This window comes from Chitinophaga barathri, assembly GCF_003807585.1.
GTDB classification, from domain to species: domain Bacteria; phylum Bacteroidota; class Bacteroidia; order Chitinophagales; family Chitinophagaceae; genus Chitinophaga; species Chitinophaga barathri.
Map to the genome: position 1 here is coordinate 61225 of NZ_RMBX01000008.1, position 19219 is coordinate 80443.

The window sequence follows — 19219 nt, forward strand, 5'->3', positions numbered from 1 at the left end:
TTATCCGCACACATCAGCAACAAACGATTAACAAAACCCGGTTCGTTTAAAAACTGGCCCGATGAAGATCGGGCCAGGGAAATTTACTCTCCAATTTATATTTGAACTTACTGGTAATACAAATTTTGGCTCCGGCCGAAATTAATCACACAAAATGGTAAGAATTGTTAATTGGTGGTTAATAGGACTCCGAACTACCATAAAAGAACAGGTCCGGGGAGAACCCCAGACCTGTTAAATACGCTCCAATTTAACTCACTGAAAGCCTTTTACAATTGTAAATCAGCCTCAATGACAAACCAAAGGTAAAATCCTGGCCGTGGCATAAGTGTTAAAAGCTTGTTATTAAAGGAATGCGTTATTTTTCAGCGAGTTAACGGGTATTTAACGGTCTTTTTTCGAAAACCTTTCCTTTACCGGGGTTGTTTCTTAAATTGATCAACGTCAGGTCCCTGTTATGACGGCCATCAGGATATACCACCGGCAGGCAGGCTACTTTTGCGAAATAAACTCCAGCATCATGCCCTCTGTAGAAATCCTCTCGCGCATACAGTTTGCTTTTACCATCGCTTTCCATTACATCTATCCGCCTTTGAGCATCGGGCTGGGCGTGTGCCTCGTGATCATGGAAGGTATGTACCTGCGCACGGGCAATAAGATGTATGAAGACATTACCCGCTTCTGGATCAAGATCTTCGCGCTGATATTCGGCATCGGCGTGGCTACGGGCATTGTAATGGAGTTTGAGTTCGGGACTAACTGGGCTACCTATTCCCGGTACGTGGGCGATGTGTTCGGCAGTGCGCTGGCGGCGGAAGGCATCTTTGCCTTTGCGTTGGAATCGGGTTTTCTCGGCATCCTGATCTTCGGCTGGAACCGGGTGGGCAAAGGCGTTCATTTCTTTTCCACGATCATGGTGGCGCTGGGCTCCATCTTCTCCGCCATCTGGATCGTGGTGGCCAATAGCTGGCAGCAAACGCCCACCGGCTACGTGATTGAAGGCGAAGGGCTGGAAGCGAGGGCGATCATTACAGACTTCTGGGAAATGGTGTTTAATCCCTCATCCGTAGACCGTTTGTCGCATGTGCTCATCGGCGCTTTCCTCGCCGGTTCGTTCCTGGTGATGAGCGTGGCCGCCTGGTATATTGTAAAGGACCGGTTTGTAACCCCGGCAAAAGCGATGTTCAAAATAGGACTTACCGTAGCCGCTATCAGCGCACTGGCCCAGCTTTTCACCGGGCACCGCTCCGCGGAATATGTGAGCGAATACCAACCCGCCAAACTCGCGGCCATGGAAGGGCACTTCGACAGCTCAGGCGTGGCGGATATGTACATTGTGGGATGGGTGGATAAACAGTCCGGGCACACAGCCGGCATCCGCATCCCCGGCGGGCTTTCGTTCCTCACGCACGGTAGCTTCTCCGCCCCCGTTACCGGCCTGAAAGCTTTCCCTGAAAACGAACGGCCCGGCGCGGTGAACTTCGTATTCCAGACGTATCACCTGATGGTGGCCATCGGCGTGACTTTGATAGGGCTTACCCTGCTGGCTTTGTACCTGCTCTGGAAGAAAAAACTCTTTAACCGGAAATGGCTGATGACCATTTTCGTTTGGGCGGTATTGTTGCCCCAGATCGCCAACCAGGCGGGCTGGTACGCGGCCGAAGTGGGCCGCCAGCCCTGGGTGGTGTACGGCCTCCTCCGCACTTCGGATGCTTTGAGCAAAGACGTAAAGGCAAACCAGGTAATATTTTCCCTGGTGCTTTTTACATTGGTCTACACCCTTCTTTTTATCCTGTTCCTTTACCTGCTGAACAAAAAGATCCAGCATGGGCCGGCTATGACGCTCAATGAAGAAGAAGAAAGCGACGAATTCTCAAAACGTAATATCAAACAACTCCAGGCTCCTGAACATCCCTGATAAAACGAACAATTTATGGAAACAATTCTCGGATTAGATCTCCCTACTTTATGGTTCCTCGTCATTGGCGGCCTCATTACCGGCTATGGCGTGCTGGACGGTTTTGACCTGGGCGCGGGAAGTCTTCACCTCTTTTTTAACAAAGAAGAAAGCAGGCGCATCGCGCTGAATGCTATCGGGCCGGTGTGGGACGGGAATGAAGTTTGGCTGGTGATTGCCGGGGGCGCATTGTTCGCCGGGTTCCCGCTGGTATACGGCACGATCCTGTCAACATTTTATATTCCTTTTATGCTTTTCCTGGTGGCATTGATCTTCAGGGCCATCTCGATAGAGTTCAGGAGCAAAGAGCCGATGGCCTGGTGGCGGAAAATGTGGGATATCAGCTACATGGCCAGCAGCACGCTCATTACCCTGCTGCTTGGGCTGATATTGGGCAATCTTATCCAGGGCATCCCCATCGACGCAACACATGCGTTCACCGGCGATCTTTTTACTTTTTTTAACCCTTACGCCGTCCTGATCGCCTTCACCACCCTTTCCCTGTTTATGCTGCATGGCGCAATTTACCTTGTGATGAAAACGGAAAACAGGCTGTACGCCAAACTTACCGTGCTGGTGAACAATTGCAGCAAGTTCTTTATCCTTTGTTTTATACTCTCCAGCATGTCTACACTGATCTATATCCCCCATATGAGTGAGGAGTTCAAACAAAACCCCTGGTTGTTTGCCCTTCCGCTGCTCGCTGTGCTCACGGTGCTGAACATCAAAAGGAATATCGACGCCCGCAAATACTTCACCGCATTTGTCTTCTCAAGCTGCATTACGGCGATCCTGCTTATCCTGTTCGCCATCGGGCTGTATCCCAATATCGTTATTTCCACGCTGGACCCTGCCTTCAGCATCAGTATCTATGATGCTGCCTCTTCTCCCAAATCACTGAGGATCATGCTGTTGATGGCCGCCATCGGTACGCCGCTGGTGATTTCTTATACAATATTTGTTTTCTGGACCTTCAGGGGTAAAGTGAAGCTGAACGAAATGAGTTATTAGGTTAAAATGCCGGTTAAGAAGCAAAAAAGAAGCCCCGATAAGGAATTATCAGGGCTTTACCATTTAACCTAACTATATGCTGTAACAGCAACTAGTATTATAAATATCTTATTAGTTGTGTCTTTATGATTGGTTAGACGTCCTTATTTCCTAAAACATGTGCGTTGAAACATGTTTTTTTCTGTCGTCATACCATTTGACTATTTAAAAAGACTTTGGTTTAAATACGTCAAAAAGATTTCCGGGGTTTCCTTGGCGCCGGGGAAAATGTAAATTTGGCTTATGAACCGCATCGACCGCCTAACTGCTATACTTATACAGCTTCAAGGGAAAAAAATTGTGAAAGCCCAGGAAATAGCCGACCGGTATAACCTGAGCCTCCGCACCGTGTACCGGGACGTAAAAGCCCTGATGGAAGCCGGCGTGCCTATTGGTTCCGAAGCCGGCACCGGTTATTATATCGTGGATGGTTACCATCTGCCCCCCATTATGTTTAACCGTACCGAAGCCGCCGCGCTGCTCACCGGCGAAAAACTCATGGAAAAACACAGCGACCGGTCCAACCATCAGCAGTTCAGCAATGCCATGCAAAAGATCAGGGCCGTACTGCGCGGCAACGACAAAGACTTCCTCGAATCACTGGACGACAATATCGCCGTGCTGCGCAGCCCAAGGGTATCCACGGACGAGCAGTTTCCCAACCGCTTCCTGACGGACATCCAGGAAGCTGTGGCCCGCCAGCGCGTGCTGTCCATGGAGTATTATTCCTTTCACAGCGATTCCGTCAGCCGCCGGGAGATTGAGCCCATCGGCATTTTTCATATGAACAGCAGCTGGCACCTCATCGGGTATTGCCTGCTCAGGAAAGATTACCGCGATTTCAGGGCGGACCGTATCAAATCTCTCCATCTTACCGATAAGAACTTCGACAAAAGCAAGCGGATGGGCCTCCAGGAGTATATCAGCAAAGAATTCCAGGCGGAATCCGAGCAGCCTACCCTGGTAAAGATCCGGTTCTCGCACGATGTGGCCCGTTATCTCCGGGAACAGAAATATTATTACGGCGTGGTGCACGAGAAAAGTGAAGAACAGTATGTGGAGATGCATTTTATGTATAATCATCTCAGCTACTTTGCCCGCTGGCTGATGATGATGGGCAAAGGCGCCACCATCGTTGAACCCCAGGACCTGAAACAGCTGGTCCGCAAACAAATTGATGAACTGGATAAACACCACTCCTGACATAAGGCTGTCACACCCCATGGTTTTCTTTGCATAAACTGACAACTTATGCAAAAGACTGACCTTTCCAAAGAACAGAAACAATACTACCGCGCTAAAGCCGCGCCCGAACTGGTCACCATCGCCGCCGGCAATTACATTGTCGTGGAAGGCGCCGGTGATCCGGATACCAGCGATTTTAAGGCAAAGATCAAAGCGCTGTATGCGACCGCTTACAACGTCAAAAAGATCAACAAACTACAAGACAAGGATTTTAAAGTAGCCTCGCTGGAAGGCCTCTGGTGGACGGAGTGCGGCGAGCCTGTAGGCGACCGCCCGAAGGAGGAATGGCATTGGAAGCTCCAGATCCAGATGCCGTCTTTCGTAACCAGGAACGATTTCAAACAGGGCGCCGCGCTCGCCGGCAACAAAAATCTGCCGCATCTTGGTGAGCTGCAATGGGAATCCCAGCCCGCCGCCCTTGCCGCGCAGATCCTGCATATAGGCCCTTACAGCGAAGAAACACCCACCCTGCAAAAGCTGGATGAATACATTCAGCAACATCATCTTGAAGTGACGGGGGCGCATCACGAAATTTATCTCAGCGATCCCGGAAAAACCGCGCCAGGGAAATTAAAAACGATCTTAAGATTGGATGTGAAATCTTTGAGGGATTGAATGACGCTAAATTTGAAGTAATCCTGAAGCTGGAATGATCTGCTGAAACATAATACTGCAAAGCATTTAAGGGAATCGTTTCAGCATAACAGGCATTCAATTTTGAAGAGAAGCTGAGACTGCGCTGGCCGCCAGGTGTCGGGTAGTGGAAGTACTTTGTAAAGCGCAATAAAAAGTGATGGGTTATTTGTCATCTGCGCCGATGCCCAGCAGTTCTATCGCCTGGGAGGCGGCGATCTGGCTGGCGTCCTTTTTATTAAAGGCCTTGCCGGTGCAGATCAGCTCCCCGTTGAGCATGGCGCCCACGGTGAAGATGCGGCGGCCGTTGTCCATTTGCTCTTCGATCAGTTCAAACTCCAGCGTTTTGCCGTTTTTGTTAGCCCAGCCATAGAGTTTGTTCTTGTGGTTCATTTCCACGGTTTCCAGCGCCTCCAGGTCTATGTAGGGTACGAGGATACGTTTGTGTACAAACTGTTTGGTCTGGTTATACCCGCGGTCCAGGTACACGGCGCCCACGAGGGCTTCGAGGGTATTACCGAATATCTGGCTGATCTTGAGAAAGGAGTTGTATTTGTCGTAGATGGTGAGTTTGCGCAGGCCCATTTTGATGGCGATATCATTGAGCTGCTGGCGGTTCACGATCTTAGAACGCATTTCTGTGAGATAACCTTCCGTTTTGTAGGGGTACTTTTTGAAGAGATAGTCGCCGATGATGGCGCCCAGGATGGCATCGCCGAGGTATTCCAGGCGCTCGTTGCTTTCAAGGAATTTCTCTTTGCTGGAGCGGTGGCTAAGGGCTACTTCATACAACGACAAGTTACCCGGATGAAATCCGAGTAAATTGTAAAGGTCTTTGTACAAGCGCCTTTTCCCGTAGATGATCTTATATAAGAATCCTGGAAATATTTTCACACAGTCAAGGAACAAATGTTTTGAAAATAACAGAAGCATTATGCCCGCCGAACCCGAAGGTATTACTCAGGGCTGCTCTTACTTGTCTTTTTTGTGCTACGTTAAAGGTAAAGTTCAACCTGGCATCCAGTTGGGGATCGTCCGTGAAGTGGTTGATAGTGGGGGGCACAAGGCCTTCCAATATGCTCTTGATGATGGTAATGCTCTCCACAGCACCGGCTGCTCCGAGCAGATGCCCGGTCATGGATTTGGTGGAGCTGATATTCAGTTTGTATGCAGCTTCACCGAATACTTGCTGAATGGCCTTCACCTCCGCGATATCACCAAGCGGGGTGGAGGTTCCGTGAACGTTGATGTAATCTATATCTTCCGCTTGCAGGTTGGCGTCTTTTAAGGCCGCTTTCATGACATTCAGCGCTCCCAGCCCTTCGGGGTGGGGGGCGGTGATGTGATGTGCATCTGCTGTGGCGCCGCCGCCGGCGAGCTCAACATAGATCTTTGCACCGCGGGCCATTGCATGTTCGTAGCTTTCCAGCACCAAAGCGCCGGCGCCCTCTCCCATTACAAACCCGTCGCGGTCCAGGTCAAAGGGCCTGGAAGCTGTTTTCGGATCGTCATTACGCTCGCTCAATGCCTTCATGGCGTTAAACCCGCCAACACAGGGTTCATTGATGATGTTTTCCGATCCGCCGGTAATGATCATGTCCGCCTTACCGTAGCGGATGGTGTACATGGCTTCTATTATGGCGTTGGTAGCGGAGGCACATGCCGATACTACCGAAAAGTTAGGGCCTCTGAAACCATGACGCATGGATATATGCCCCGCGGCTATATCCAGGATCAGGCGGGTGATCAGGAAAGGACTGAAACGCGGGGTACCGTCCCCGGCGTGAAATTCCTTTAACTCATTTGTGAAGTTGATCATCCCTCCAACACCTGTGCCCCAAATAACACCCACCCGGTCCACATCCACAGAATTCCGGTCAATTTTGGCATCTGCCACAGCCTGGTCGGCTGCAATGACGGCTGTTTGTGTGAAAGGGTCCATCTTGCGCGCATCCTTCCTGTCCATGTACTGTGCAGGATCAAAGTCTTTCAGCTCGCAGGCAAAACGGGTTTTGAATTTGGAAGCATCAAACTGCTTGATATAATCAGCGCCGGATACACCGTTCGCCAATCCCTGCCAGAAGGCATCAACGGAATTGCCGAGCGGTGTCAGCGCGCCTAAACCTGTAACGACTACTCGTCTTGGTTGCATTAAAACAGTTCTGATTGTTGGATTATTTTACGTGTTCTTCCAGGTAAGCTACTGCCTGGCCAACAGTGGTGATAGTTTCTGCTTGTTCGTCAGGAATGGAGATGTTGAATTCTTTTTCGAATTCCATGATCAGTTCTACCGTATCCAAAGAGTCAGCGCCTAAGTCGTTGGTGAAGCTGGCTTCAGGAGTTACCTCGGCCTCGTCAACGCCTAATTTGTCAATAATGATCTTTTTAACTCTTGATGCAATGTCTGACATAATTTTAAGTGTTTTTGGTTTAAAACTTGACTGCAAAAATATAATTTTTATTCAATTGCCAAGGATATCAGTCAATTTTAACCCAGAATTTCCAATTTACTAACATCTCCGACACCCTTGTAATTCCTGCATTTAACACGCCCTTGGCAGGTTCCAGCCGATTCCATATACATGAAATCGCTCATGTCTTTTTACGTTTTATACCTCCTTTTATACTCCCTTATACCATTATATATGATGTACAACAGCCGCAACGCACTCCAATTACCCGTTATATACCATTTAAGTGTTATGACATACAAGTTGACCATTCAACCTTTTATACCACCACTTAACCACATTTAAAACCGGAACGGGAACGGCTTAACGTCCAACTATTATATTTGTCCGGTTATGAAATCACGTAACTTGCATTAAGCAGGCCCACCAGAACACTAACCCGGGCAGATATTGGCTTCTGACACGGCAAACCGGCAATAGTTAAACATATTATACTCATTTGAAACATGCGAAATAAGACCACTAGACTCGTTCTGTTATTCCTCGTACTGGCAGTCGCCGGCTTTTTTATATATAAGCTGGCAGCAAAAAGCAACAATCCTAAAGAACCCGCAGCAGCAGCAACAGTTGGCGCGGGCGGAGCCGGAGCCGCCAGGGGTGGTGCCGGAAGACCTATACTCGTTGATGCCTATGTAGTGAACCCTATCAAACTTGATGAAAACATCGAAGCCAGCGGTACCCTCCAGAGCAACGAAGAGGTGGAACTGAAACCCGAAATCACCGGGCGCATCACCAATATTTATTTTAAAGAAGGCGTAAAAGTGGGCAAAGGCACCCTGCTGATCAAGCTATATGACGGGGACATCCTTGCACAGATTCGTAAACTGGAGCTGCAGCAGCAACTGGCCAAAACCACCCTCTCCCGCCAGCAACAGCTGCTGAAGATCAACGGTATCAGCCAGCAGGATGTGGACGTAACCAGCAACCAGGTGAGCGCCTACTCTGCCGATATTGAATACAACCGTGCCCAGTTGCAGAAAACAGAGATCAGGGCGCCCTTCAGCGGTACCCTCGGCCTGCGTAATGTGAGTGAAGGCGCCATTGTGGGCCCTACCACCATCATGACCACCCTGCAACAGCTGGACCCCCTGAAAATCGATTTTGCATCCCCGGAGAAATATAAGAACGCTATCCATAAAGGTGACCCTGTTACCTTTACCGTGGCCGGCGATACTGTTAAATACCGTGGCAGCATTTATGCAATAGATCCCAAGATAGACCTGGCCACCCGCAGCGTGAAGATCCGCGCCCTCGTGCCCAACCCTACAGGCCGGCTGTTCCCCGGGTCTTTCGCCAAAACGACCATACAGCTGAAAGATAATCCGAATGCCATCATGATACCCTCTCAGGCAGTGATCCCCGGCACCCGTTTCAAACAGGTGATCGTGGCGGACAGCGGGAAAGCAAGATTCGTAAACGTGGAAACCGGCATCCGGAACGAAAGCAGCGTGCAGATCACGGACGGATTGCAGGTGGGCGACACCGTTATCACTACCGGTATATTGCAGCTCAAGCCCGGTATGCCGTTTAAATATAATAAGGTGCAGTAGTGCGTTGACTTTGTGCAACGATCATTGATTAACGCTAACAGACATTATCATGAGTTTACCTTCCATATCCCTCAAACGGCCTGTATTAGCCATTGTGATGAACATCATCATAGTGATCTTCGGCCTCGTGGGTTTCACCTTCCTGGGTGTGCGCGACTTTCCCGCCATCGACCCTCCCGTTGTGAACGTGCGCACCTCCTACCCGGGCGCCAACTCTGACATTATCGAAACCCAGATCACCGAGGTGCTCGAAAAGGCCATCAACGGTGTAGCCGGTATCAAAAACATCTCTTCCCTCAGCAGCCAGGGCAGCAGCAATATCACCGTGGAGTTTGAACTGGGCGAAGACCTCGAAGCCGCCACAAACGACGTGCGCGATAAAGTGAGCCAGGCCCAGCGGAACCTCCCGCAGGACCTGGAAGCACCGCCCGTGGTATCCAAGGCGGACGCCAACTCCGATGCGATCATCTCCATGACCGTGCAGAGCAACACGCACAACCAGCTGGAGATCACGGAATACGCCACCAACGTACTGCTGGAAAAATTACAGACCATTCCCGGCGTGAGCGCCATCCAGATATGGGGTGAAAAAAAATACGCCATGCGTATCTGGCTGGATCCTTCCCGCCTTTCCGCCTACAGCCTTACTCCCGGCGACGTGCAGGATGCACTGGCGCGGGAGAACGTGGAGCTTCCTTCCGGTAAGATCGCCGGCAACGCCACTGAACTCACCGTGCGCACCTTCGGCCGCCTCGATACGGAAGAGGAATTCAACGGCCTCATTATCAAAAACGTGAACGGAGCCGAGATCCACCTCCGCGACGTTGGCCAGGCAGTGCTGGGGCCTGAGAATGAGGAAACGCAGCTGAAAGAATCCAACATCCCGCAGATCGCGCTGGCATTGATCCCGCAGCCAGGCTCCAACTACGTTGCGATCTCCGAGGAGTTCTATAAAAGATATGAAGACCTGAAGAAGGAAATACCGGACGACTACACGCTGAACATCGCGATGGACAATACCGCCTTCATCAAAAAAAGTATCCTTGAAGTACAGGAAACGCTCATTATCGCCCTCACGCTGGTGATCCTGATCGTTTACCTCTTCTTCCGCGACTGGCTGATGGCGCTCCGCCCTATCGTGGACATTCCCGTGTCGCTGATCGGAGCGTTCTTCATCATGTACGTCTGCGGCTTTACCATCAACATCCTCACGCTGCTGGCGATCGTACTCGCCACCGGGCTTGTGGTGGATGACGGCATCGTGGTAACGGAGAACATCTATAAAAAGATCGAAGCGGGCATGCCCAAGATGCGCGCCGCCAAAGAAGGATCGGAAGAGATATTTTTTGCGGTGATCGCCACATCCATTACGCTGGCTTTCGTATTCCTTCCCATCATCTTCTTACAGGGCTTCGTGGGAAGCCTGTTCCGGGAATTCGGGATAGTGGTGGCTGGCGCCGTATTGATCTCCGCATTTGTATCACTTACGCTTACGCCGGTACTGAACGTAAAACTTGCGCGCAAAACGCATAAACATTCCTGGTTCTACGAAAAGACAGAGCCTTTCTTCAGCGGCATGGAAAACGGCTACAAACGTTCGCTGGAAGCTTTCATGAAAGCCCGCTGGATGGCATTTGTAGTGATCGCCGGCTGTCTGGCCATGATCTATTTCCTGTTCAGCAACCTGCAATCAGAATTGGCGCCGGTGGAAGACCGCAGCACATTCCGCCTGTCCGTCACCACACCTGAAGGCACCGCTTACGATGCCATGGACAAGTATGTGACCGGCCTGGTAGACTTCCTGATCGATTCCATCCCTGAAAAGAAAGTAATACTTTCCGTAACTGCCCCGGGCTTCTCCGGTGCGGGCTCCGTGAATACCGCCTTCTCTTTTGTGACACTCCCCGAGCCGCACGACAGGACCCGTTCGCAAAAGGATATCGTGAACATGGTGAACCGAAATATGTACCGCTTCCCCGCGGGCAAGGTATTCGCCATCGAACAACAAACCATCCAGGTAGGCCGCCGTGGCGGTCTCCCCGTAGCATTTGTGCTGCAAAACGTAAACTTTGAAAAACTCTCTGCCGCCGTGCCTAAATTCCTGGAAGAAGCAAGCTCCAACCCTGTATTCCAGGGTGTGGACATCGACCTGAAATTTAATAAACCGGAGCTGCGCATCTCCATCAACCGCGCAAAAGCAAGCGAGCTGGGCGTTTCTGTAGCGGATATTTCTTCTACCCTGCAATTGGCGCTGAGCAACCGCCGCTTCGGGTATTTCATCAGGAACGGTAAACAATACCAGGTAATGGGCCAGGTGTTCCGCTCGGACAGGGATGATCCTATTGACCTGCAAAGCATCTATGTACGTAATACCCGCGGCGAGGCCATCCAGCTGGACAACCTTGTGACCATGCAGGAAGAAACCAGCCCGCCGGTTATTTACCACTATAACCGTATGAAATCGGCCACTATCTCCGCGGGTCTTGCCCCCGGCAAAACCATCGGCGACGGCATCGATGCCATGAACGGCATTTACCAGAAACTTCAGAAAGAAGGCGTAATAGACGAATCGTTCGCCACCGCGCTCAGCGGCTCCAGCCGCGACTATGCGGAGAGCGGCTCCAATACCATGTTCGCGCTGTTGCTGGCGCTGGTGCTGATCTATCTCGTACTGGCCGCGCAGTTCGAAAGCTGGGTGGATCCCTTCATCATCATGCTTACCGTGCCTATGGCGTTTGCGGGCGCCTTCCTTTCACTGAAACTGTTCGGGCAAACCTGGAACATCTTCTCCCAGATCGGGGTGATCATGTTGATAGGTCTTGTAACAAAGAACGGTATCCTGATCGTGGAGTTCGCCAACCATATGCGCGATGCGGGCAAACACAAAACACAGGCTGCGGTGGACGGTTCCGTCATGCGTCTCCGCCCGATCCTCATGACGAGCCTGGCAATGGCACTGGGCGCATTGCCCATTGCGATGAGCCTTGGCGCGGCGTCTACCAGCCGTATACCACTGGGTATCGTAATCGTGGGCGGCATCATGTTCTCGCTCGTGCTCACGCTGTATGTGATCCCCGCGATCTATACCTACCTGAGCCGCAGGGGAAAAAACAGCGGGTCTGATGAAGAAACGCAGGAGCAGGAATCACCGGAAGCAGCAGCCGCTGCATCTCACGCATAAGAATCAATCGCTCCCCGAAACGGGAAACGGTAAATTGAATAAAATGAAATTGAACAGAAAATTATTGACGGGGATATTCTTTCTTCAGCTGGCCGTAAGCGCCAAAGCACAGCAGGTGCTTACGCTGGAGCAGGCGATAGACCTGGGTTTAAAGAATAACTTCGATATACGGCTGGCCCGCAACGACGCGGAAGTGGCAGCCAACGACAACGCATATGCGATCTTCGCTTTTGCACCACGCCTGAACGGCACCGCTTCCAACATCTGGACGAACACCGCTACCAAACAGGAGTTTGGCAACGGCACCAAAAGAGATACCAGCGGTATCAAAAACAGGCAGTTGCAGGCCGCTGTAAACCTCAACTGGACGTTGTTTGACGGTTTGAAGATGTTCGCCACACGCCAGCGTTTCCAGGCCATCGAAATACTGGGTGAGCTGAGTGTAAAAAACCAGGTGGAAAATTCCATCGCGAATATCATCAACAGTTATTACAACATCTCCCAGCAAAAACAACAGCTGCGCGCCCTCGCTGAGCAGATGAGCATTTCGGACGAAAGGGTGAAACTCTCGGACGCCAAGTTCCAGACCGGCCTCGCGCCCAAAACGGACTGGCTGCAGGCCAAAGTGGATTACAACGCACAGCGCGCCAACTGGCTCCGGCAGCAAACCGCCATCGAACAGAGCAAGGCCTCGCTGAACCAATTGCTGGGCATTGCGGACGGTAATCTCAATTATGACGTGAACGACAGCATTCCCGTGAACCTCGCTATTTCTTACGGCGAGATCCTGGAGAACCTGCCGAATACCAACCCGCAAATGCAGGTAGCCCGCCAGAACCTTGAGATATCAAGGCTGGTGCTGAAAGAAAGAAAAGGTGAATTTTATCCCGTGATCGCATTCAACTCGGCATACAACTTCTCACAATCCAATGCCAGCGCGGCCATCAACCAGTTCAGCCCCATCTTTAACCAGAACAGGGGCTTCAACTACGGCTTCTCCGCTACCGTGCCCATCTTCAACGGGCTCAACGCGCACCGCGCGCTGAAACAGGCCAAACTCGATATTGCCTATCAGCAGCTGTCCGTTGACAATACACAGTCGCAGGTGAACCTGCTGCTGACGAATGCGTTCAAGGATTATGAATATTATAAAATGGCTTTGACGCTGGAACAGGAAAGTGTGGACCTTGCGCGTGAAAATACCATGGTGGCGCTGGAGCGTTTCAGGCAGGGCGTGTCCACCACACTGGAAGTGAAAGAAGCCCAGCAAAGCCTTGAACTGGCTTCCTACAGGCTCATCCAGGCAAGGTACAATACCAAAGTAGCGGAAACGGAATTGCACCGGTTAAAAGGATCGTTGCTGAAATAAAATACTCTGCATTTTCAGTGCAGAGGTTTGGAATCCGGATAAGGTCCTGCTTCGATGCTGATCCTCAACATGAGTGCCCCAAGCTGGCGCAAAGCCGTCATTGAGGAGCAGCAGCGCCAAAGCGGGTGGGGCGACGAAGCCATCTCCTTCATCGAATGGATGTACTCTAATATCTGGAGATTGCTTCGTCGCGGCTCCTGCACAGATCCCCGCGGCTCCTCGCAATGACGACCTTTTCACAATGACGCCCCAAACAAGGTCAGTTCTGTGGTAGATTTTCCCGCATGACTAAAGCCCTTGCACTAAAGTGCATAGTTTTAACTAACGGCTGGGACCAATAAAAGAAATGATATTATCATTGTGAAGGAGTGGTGTCTTTCGGTAATATCCCATGCTGCTTCTGGTATTTCTCAAACGCCTGTTTGATAAATAACATCAGGTCGTATTCCGACGCGCTGAGCAGGAAATTATAAGAAGGCCGGTAACGCAACATAAAAGAGTCCAGCTCGGGGCTTTCCAGTTTGGTCATACGTTGCACCAGCTCGGGATTATAGCGGTGATCGATATGTTTTTCCTCTTCCCAGTATTTCAGCTGTTCCCCGAATGCTTCCTTGCGCCTGCGGGCTTTGCTGGGGATGAGGTAACTTAATGCCGTTATCGGGTTGGAGGGCAGCGTTTTGAGCACATCCAGCGCGCCGGGGCGTTTGTAGCCGAAGTATTTTTCATATTCATCACGCATGGCCAGCGAATCCGATTTATAGATGCGGCCGCGGATATTCACCCCCTGCAGCCCGAAGATCTGCCGTTTCATCTCCACATTTTTGGTGCTGGAAATACCCGGGACAACGACCTGCGTACGGATGTAACTGATCATGGTAAATTCGATGGTATCTCCGGGCAGGCCTTCGATGTAATAACGGCCAGACTCGTTGCTTACGGTCCCCATACTGGTGCGTTTATTCCAGATACTGACAGACGGCAGGCCCGTACGGGTGTCCGCATCGGTCACCATCCCCATCAGGCGTACCTGGGCGGCGGCTTTCTGCAAACCTGGTATTATCAACAAGGCCAGTGCTACTGCGTATCTAATCAGAACATGCTTCATACTATTCAATCAAAATTAGCGTTCCCGATTCAAAAGAAACGTTAAAAATATTTATCACACAAGCTACCCAATCCATGGATTTGCCTAAATTCGGTAAATATCACCCAAATACTGCGCCATGGCCCGAAAGATACTTTTCTGCACCCAACGTTACCTGTACCTGAAAGAACGCATTCTCAGCATCGCGCCGGCGGATTGGGAAGACGGGGCAATGACCATCCGGGACTTCCCGGACGGGGAACATTACCATCGTATAACCAGCAACGTTAGCGGAAAAGAAGCGGTGCTCATCGGCGGCACAATAGACGATAAGGAAACACTCGAGCTCTTCGACATTGCCAATGGCTGTATCCAGAACGGGGCGGCCGGCATCAGCCTTGTAATCCCCTATTTTGGCTACTCTACCATGGAAAGGGCTGTAAAATACGGCGAAATCGTGAAAGCCAAGAACCGTGCGCTCCTTTTCTCCGCCCTCCCCACCACTTCCATGGGCACCAGGGTGATACTCATAGACCTGCATGTGGACGGGATTTCATATTATTTTGAAAGCAATGTGCGCCCGGTGCATCTTTACGGGAAAACCTTCGTGCAGGATGCGGCCCTCGAAATCGCGCAGGGGCGGCCGTTTGTAATGGCCAGTACGGACGCGGGGCGCGCCAAATGGGTGGAATCCCTGGCGAACGACCTCCATGTATCCGCCGCTTTTGTATTCAAAAAACGCCTTTCCGGCGAGGAAACGGATATTACCGCCATCAGCGCCAATGTGCAGGACCAGCTGGTAATCATTTACGACGATATGATCCGCACCGGCGGCTCGCTGCTCCAGGCGGCCGCGGCCTACCGGGAAGCCGGCGCCGGCAGCATTGCTGTCATCACCACCCATGGCATCTTTGCGGGCAACGGGTTTGAGAAGATCAGGGACAGCGGCATCGTGGAAAAACTGGTGTGTACGGACACGCATCCCAATGCCCTGGGGATCAACGACCCTTTCCTGGAAGTGAAGTCCGTAGCCCCGCTGATACTCGATTATTTCCAGAACATCCCGATGTGAGTTAATTTTACGGCATGCTTACGATACGAACCATAGAATACGGCAGCTGCGATTACCACGATATGGTGGAGCTGCGGGATAAAATATTACGCCGCCCGCTGGGGCTCACGTTTTCCCCCGAATACCTGCAACAGGAAATAACAGATGTGCTGATTGGCGGGTTTGAAGAAACGAAGATCGTCGGCTGCTGCATACTCAGCCCGGTGGATGAACAAACTGTGCAGCTCAGGCAGATGGCGGTAGATAATACCCTCCAGAAAACCGGTGCAGGCAGCCGGATACTCGCCTTTGCTGAAGAACAGGCCCGCGCCGGCGGATTCTCCGAATTAATGATGCATGCCCGCAGGGAAGCGGTGCCGTTTTATGTAAAAAATGGATACGAAGTACGCGGGGAAGAATTTACAGAAGTGAATATCCCGCATTATGAAATGTTCAAACGGCTGTAATCCTTAAAAGTGGATTGCATCAGCGCGCTGAAACCGTTGCGCGCTTCTTCATTTTCAAAAGCGCTGGTGGGAATCAGGAAAAAAGTCCTTTTATCGCGGTAAATAAAAAAGAAATTCCTCGTTTCGATGATCTGGGAAAAGATTTTCCAGGGCATACTGCGTTCTCCCTGGCCGGTAGAAATGGCCATGCCTTCTTCATTGTAACGGAGGCGGATATTATCCTTAAAAGTAGCGGCTTTGTTGTAGGTTGAAACGGGTAATAAATACCAGAAAGCCCAGCCTACGACCACCATCATGGCGCAGATGCCGAGCAGGGCATTAAAATTCACTACCCTGAACAGGAAACCCGTAATGGTGGCGATCAGTAAGATGATGAGGGTATTGCGAAATACTTTGATTTCGCCCCGGCGGAGAAAGTGAAATCGTAATGCATTAATAACCTCTTCCTTATTGTAGGTGAACTGTAGTAAATGCATTCAACGAACTTACGAAATTATTTTGAAGCGGTCAAAGACATTGGTGTATCCAGGTCATCACAGGTGGATACGGGCGCATTGTTTTTACGTACGGAAGATGTTACGTTGCGTTTATCATTGAGATCGTCCTCGTTGAGACCGGGGAAGTTCTTTTTGATGAATTTCAGGTATTGCTGAAGGACCTTGGGATCTACTTTAAACGGAGCCACCACATCCTGGCCATCGTCCCCTTTCATGGGAGTATTGCTGTTTACGCGGGTTTCGTTCTGTAAATACCATTTATAGAGATCAACTATAGCCTTTTGCATATCGGCCTCTTCTACTTTTTCAACCTTGGAAGACGACTGTGGCAGCCCCCAAATAAAATCCTCTACCCTCGTAGTGGTTTTGGCTTTGGCGCCCTTGTCCGGCTTATCACCGTTGTTATTTGTTTTGTCGCCTTTATCGCCATTATGGGCGAACGCTGCAGCGGTTGTGACTGTACCCAGTAGCAACATGAACAACAGCTTTTTCATACGGGTAAGATTTAATGACCTAAAAATACAAAATAACTGAGATATTTTACGCCGAATTGACGAATAGGTACTTCTGCGGTACAAACTGCACATATCCAGGTACAAATCGTATGGCCTACCTTAAAAAGACGACCATTAGATTCAAAAGTTGCAGGTTTCCACAAAATTATTTTCCCCTGGCTCTGCTGCTCCCCCTAAACCAATCCTCCGCTTGACCAAAAGTTGGGATAAAACAATGATAATCAATACAATGATTAAATAAACATGGCTCATTTCAGGCGCCCTGCAGAGATACCTTTATCTAACAATTGCCGTAAAGCCTTACTGGTACTATCTCAGAGTAGGGATAAGGCATATATGTCCCATAGATATCCCATATATATCCCATAGATAAGGCATATCTATAAGATATGCCTTATCTATGCCTTAACTATGCTTTATAACTGACTTATAATTACTTTATCCGGGCGGATACATAGCCTGGTCATAGCTTTAAGATAACGTTGAGAAGAAGGTTAGTTGGCAGAAAGATAGGGTTACGATGGCATTTATGCCAGCTATTGGATTAAAAACGACATAAAAAGACCGGCCTGATGAGCAGGGCATTGCGTAATTTTACCGCAAATGGATGCATATATCAACTGGAGCGGCGGTAAAGACGCCGCATTTGCCCTCTGGCAGCTTCAACAGGCGCCCGGTTACCGGGTACGGCACCTGTTCACCACCCTGAGCGGGCCTTTCCGGCGGGTGTCCATGCATGGAGTGCGGGAAGAGCTGCTGGACGAGCAGGCAAGGCTCACAGGACTGCCCGTCAAAAAGGCCTATTTGCCGGAACATGCTTCCATGGAAGATTACAACCACATCATGCACGAAGCGCTGGAAGGATTCCATGCTTCAGGGATACGGTACGCCGTGTTCGGCGACATTTTCCTGGAAGACCTCCGCGCCTACCGGGAAACCCAGCTGGCCCAGGCGGGTATGGAAGGTGTATTTCCACTCTGGAAGCGGGATAGCGCCACCCTTGTACGGGATTTTATTGCTGCGGGCTTCAAAGCGGTGATCGTATGCGTAAATGCGAAATATTTGCCGGCTTCCTTTGCCGGGCGGGTAATAGATGAAACCTTCCTCGCCGATCTGCCCCCGGGAGTGGACCCCTGCGGAGAGAACGGCGAATTCCACAGTTTTGTGTTTGACGGCCCTTTGTTTGCCTCGCCCGTACCTTTTACCATCGGCGAAACGGTGGAGCGGGTTTATTCCCCAGCGGCGAACCAGGGCGGCAATTGTTATAAAGATGATGGTGATAACGATTTGAAGGAGGAAGAAACCGGCCACTGGGATACCCGTTTTTATTTCTGCGACCTTTTGCCGGCTTAGCAGGGTTAATCAGGAATGCATTTATGCTAAGACCGCCCTTTCGGGGCTTAAATCCGCATTTTCGGCACAAAATCTCTATAAAAGAACAAAAGCAATGGAATAATCCATTGCTTTCGAGAGTCATTTACTGTGCAAGAAGATTCTCGCGGTGTAGGAATATTTGGTTTTTCATAGGACAGTAACCATATAAAAAATTAATACTTTAACAAATATAAAATAAATTAAATAACTACAATCGGTTTCATTTTAATATTCAAAAACCGCAAAATTTGCCCTCATAAATGAATAATTTAAAAATGAAAGACCATTTTTTAAACGAATTCGAATAAAAAAGTATGTGTCGGGCTAAATCGGTTTTGCCATAGGCCGGTGATTTGTTAATGAAAACACGGCTTTTTGTTAATTAACGAAGGATCAGGGCACTAAACTTATCGGGTGAGGGTGATTGCGGTTAACTTTTGAGTGCATCCGGACTGCCATTGACAGCAATCTTCTTATGTTTGAAAAAATTAAACCGCTGCAAATCCGTTGTTTACATTTCTTATGACACTGCGGGCCTCCCTGGTTTCAGAAATATTTGCTTTGAAACAATTGTTAACGCCCTATCTGAAAACAAATAAAGGCAAAAGATACTATCCTCTCCCAAATCGATATTTTCTTGACGGCGCGAAAAATATGCGCAAAGTATCCCGGCGATGCGGAAAAAACGCATACGTATTTTTACGTAATCCTGCCTGTCAACCTGTTCTGAGAAATTTTAAAGGAAGAAAGAAAAAGCGTTGCAATTATTTTGCAC

At 50.0% G+C, this 19219-nt stretch carries 17 protein-coding genes; 11 read left to right on the forward strand and 6 right to left on the reverse strand.

The window, feature by feature from the left end; translation table 11 throughout:
• Window positions 1-520 precede the first annotated feature (520 nt).
• From EG028_RS15415 to EG028_RS15430, 4 genes are all read left to right on the forward strand, one after another.
• Window positions 521-1918: a cytochrome ubiquinol oxidase subunit I gene (locus EG028_RS15415; RefSeq protein WP_120517688.1), complete on the forward strand. Its 1398-nt coding sequence runs from the start codon at window positions 521-523 to the stop codon at window positions 1916-1918.
• A 15-nt stretch (window positions 1919-1933) separates the two neighbouring features.
• Window positions 1934-2968: a cytochrome d ubiquinol oxidase subunit II gene (gene cydB / locus EG028_RS15420; protein ID WP_120517454.1), complete on the forward strand. Its 1035-nt coding sequence runs from the start codon at window positions 1934-1936 to the stop codon at window positions 2966-2968.
• Window positions 2969-3250: 282 nt separating this feature from the next.
• Window positions 3251-4210, forward strand: coding sequence for a helix-turn-helix transcriptional regulator (locus EG028_RS15425; protein ID WP_120517455.1), 960 nt, complete (start codon window positions 3251-3253; stop codon window positions 4208-4210).
• 48 nt (window positions 4211-4258) lie between these two features.
• A complete protein-coding gene (locus EG028_RS15430) occupies window positions 4259-4867 on the forward strand; it encodes a GyrI-like domain-containing protein (protein WP_120517456.1) in 609 nt (202 codons plus the stop codon).
• Between the two features lie 183 nt (window positions 4868-5050).
• Here EG028_RS15430 and rnc read toward each other — a convergent pair whose 3' ends face one another.
• From rnc to EG028_RS15445, 3 genes are read right to left on the reverse strand one after another with little or no spacing between them, the layout of a single operon-like run.
• Window positions 5051-5818, reverse strand: a complete 768-nt coding sequence (rnc, locus tag EG028_RS15435; protein ID WP_120517457.1) for a ribonuclease III — start codon at window positions 5816-5818, stop codon at window positions 5051-5053.
• Window positions 5784-7037, reverse strand: a complete 1254-nt coding sequence (gene fabF, locus EG028_RS15440; protein ID WP_120517458.1) for a beta-ketoacyl-ACP synthase II — start codon at window positions 7035-7037, stop codon at window positions 5784-5786. Before fabF ends, rnc begins: the two co-directional genes overlap by 35 nt.
• A gap of 22 nt (window positions 7038-7059) precedes the next feature.
• Window positions 7060-7296 (reverse strand): acyl carrier protein, encoded by a 237-nt coding sequence (locus EG028_RS15445; protein ID WP_012788038.1) that lies wholly within the window; start codon window positions 7294-7296, stop codon window positions 7060-7062.
• A 506-nt stretch (window positions 7297-7802) separates the two neighbouring features.
• On the opposite strand from EG028_RS15445, the gene EG028_RS15450 reads away from it, so the two are divergent.
• The 4 genes from EG028_RS15450 to EG028_RS27715 all read left to right on the forward strand — a co-directional run bounded on the left by EG028_RS15450 (window position 7803) and on the right by EG028_RS27715 (window position 13684).
• Complete coding sequence (locus tag EG028_RS15450; RefSeq protein WP_120517459.1) at window positions 7803-8906, forward strand: efflux RND transporter periplasmic adaptor subunit; 1104 nt, start codon at window positions 7803-7805, stop codon at window positions 8904-8906.
• Between the two features lie 49 nt (window positions 8907-8955).
• Complete coding sequence (locus EG028_RS15455; RefSeq protein ID WP_120517460.1) at window positions 8956-12087, forward strand: efflux RND transporter permease subunit; 3132 nt, start codon at window positions 8956-8958, stop codon at window positions 12085-12087.
• A gap of 43 nt (window positions 12088-12130) precedes the next feature.
• Entirely contained in the window at window positions 12131-13456 is a 1326-nt protein-coding gene (locus EG028_RS15460; RefSeq protein ID WP_162946538.1) for a TolC family protein, read from the forward strand.
• A 69-nt stretch (window positions 13457-13525) separates the two neighbouring features.
• Window positions 13526-13684 carry a hypothetical protein gene (locus EG028_RS27715; RefSeq protein ID WP_162946539.1) on the forward strand — a complete coding sequence of 53 codons (159 nt, stop codon included), beginning with the start codon at window positions 13526-13528 and terminating at the stop codon, window positions 13682-13684.
• A 127-nt stretch (window positions 13685-13811) separates the two neighbouring features.
• On the opposite strand, the gene EG028_RS15465 is transcribed toward EG028_RS27715, so the two are convergent.
• A complete protein-coding gene (locus EG028_RS15465; protein ID WP_120517462.1) occupies window positions 13812-14561 on the reverse strand; it encodes a carboxypeptidase-like regulatory domain-containing protein in 750 nt (249 codons plus the stop codon).
• Between the two features lie 118 nt (window positions 14562-14679).
• On the opposite strand from EG028_RS15465, the gene prs reads away from it, so the two are divergent.
• Entirely contained in the window at window positions 14680-15612 is a 933-nt protein-coding gene (gene prs, locus EG028_RS15470; protein ID WP_120517463.1) for a ribose-phosphate diphosphokinase, read from the forward strand.
• 14 nt (window positions 15613-15626) lie between these two features.
• A complete protein-coding gene (locus EG028_RS15475) occupies window positions 15627-16058 on the forward strand; it encodes a GNAT family N-acetyltransferase (RefSeq protein WP_120517464.1) in 432 nt (143 codons plus the stop codon).
• Here the strand turns inward: EG028_RS15475 and EG028_RS15480 are convergent.
• Entirely contained in the window at window positions 16034-16534 is a 501-nt protein-coding gene (locus tag EG028_RS15480; protein ID WP_120517465.1) for a YcxB family protein, read from the reverse strand. The two genes, EG028_RS15475 and EG028_RS15480, sit on opposite strands and share 25 nt — an antisense overlap.
• Before the next feature lie 17 nt (window positions 16535-16551).
• Window positions 16552-17049 carry a hypothetical protein gene (locus EG028_RS15485; protein WP_120517466.1) on the reverse strand — a complete coding sequence of 166 codons (498 nt, stop codon included), beginning with the start codon at window positions 17047-17049 and terminating at the stop codon, window positions 16552-16554.
• 624 nt (window positions 17050-17673) lie between these two features.
• On the opposite strand from EG028_RS15485, the gene EG028_RS15490 reads away from it, so the two are divergent.
• Complete coding sequence (locus EG028_RS15490; protein ID WP_120517467.1) at window positions 17674-18423, forward strand: adenine nucleotide alpha hydrolase; 750 nt, start codon at window positions 17674-17676, stop codon at window positions 18421-18423.
• The last annotated feature ends 796 nt before the right edge of the window (window positions 18424-19219 follow it).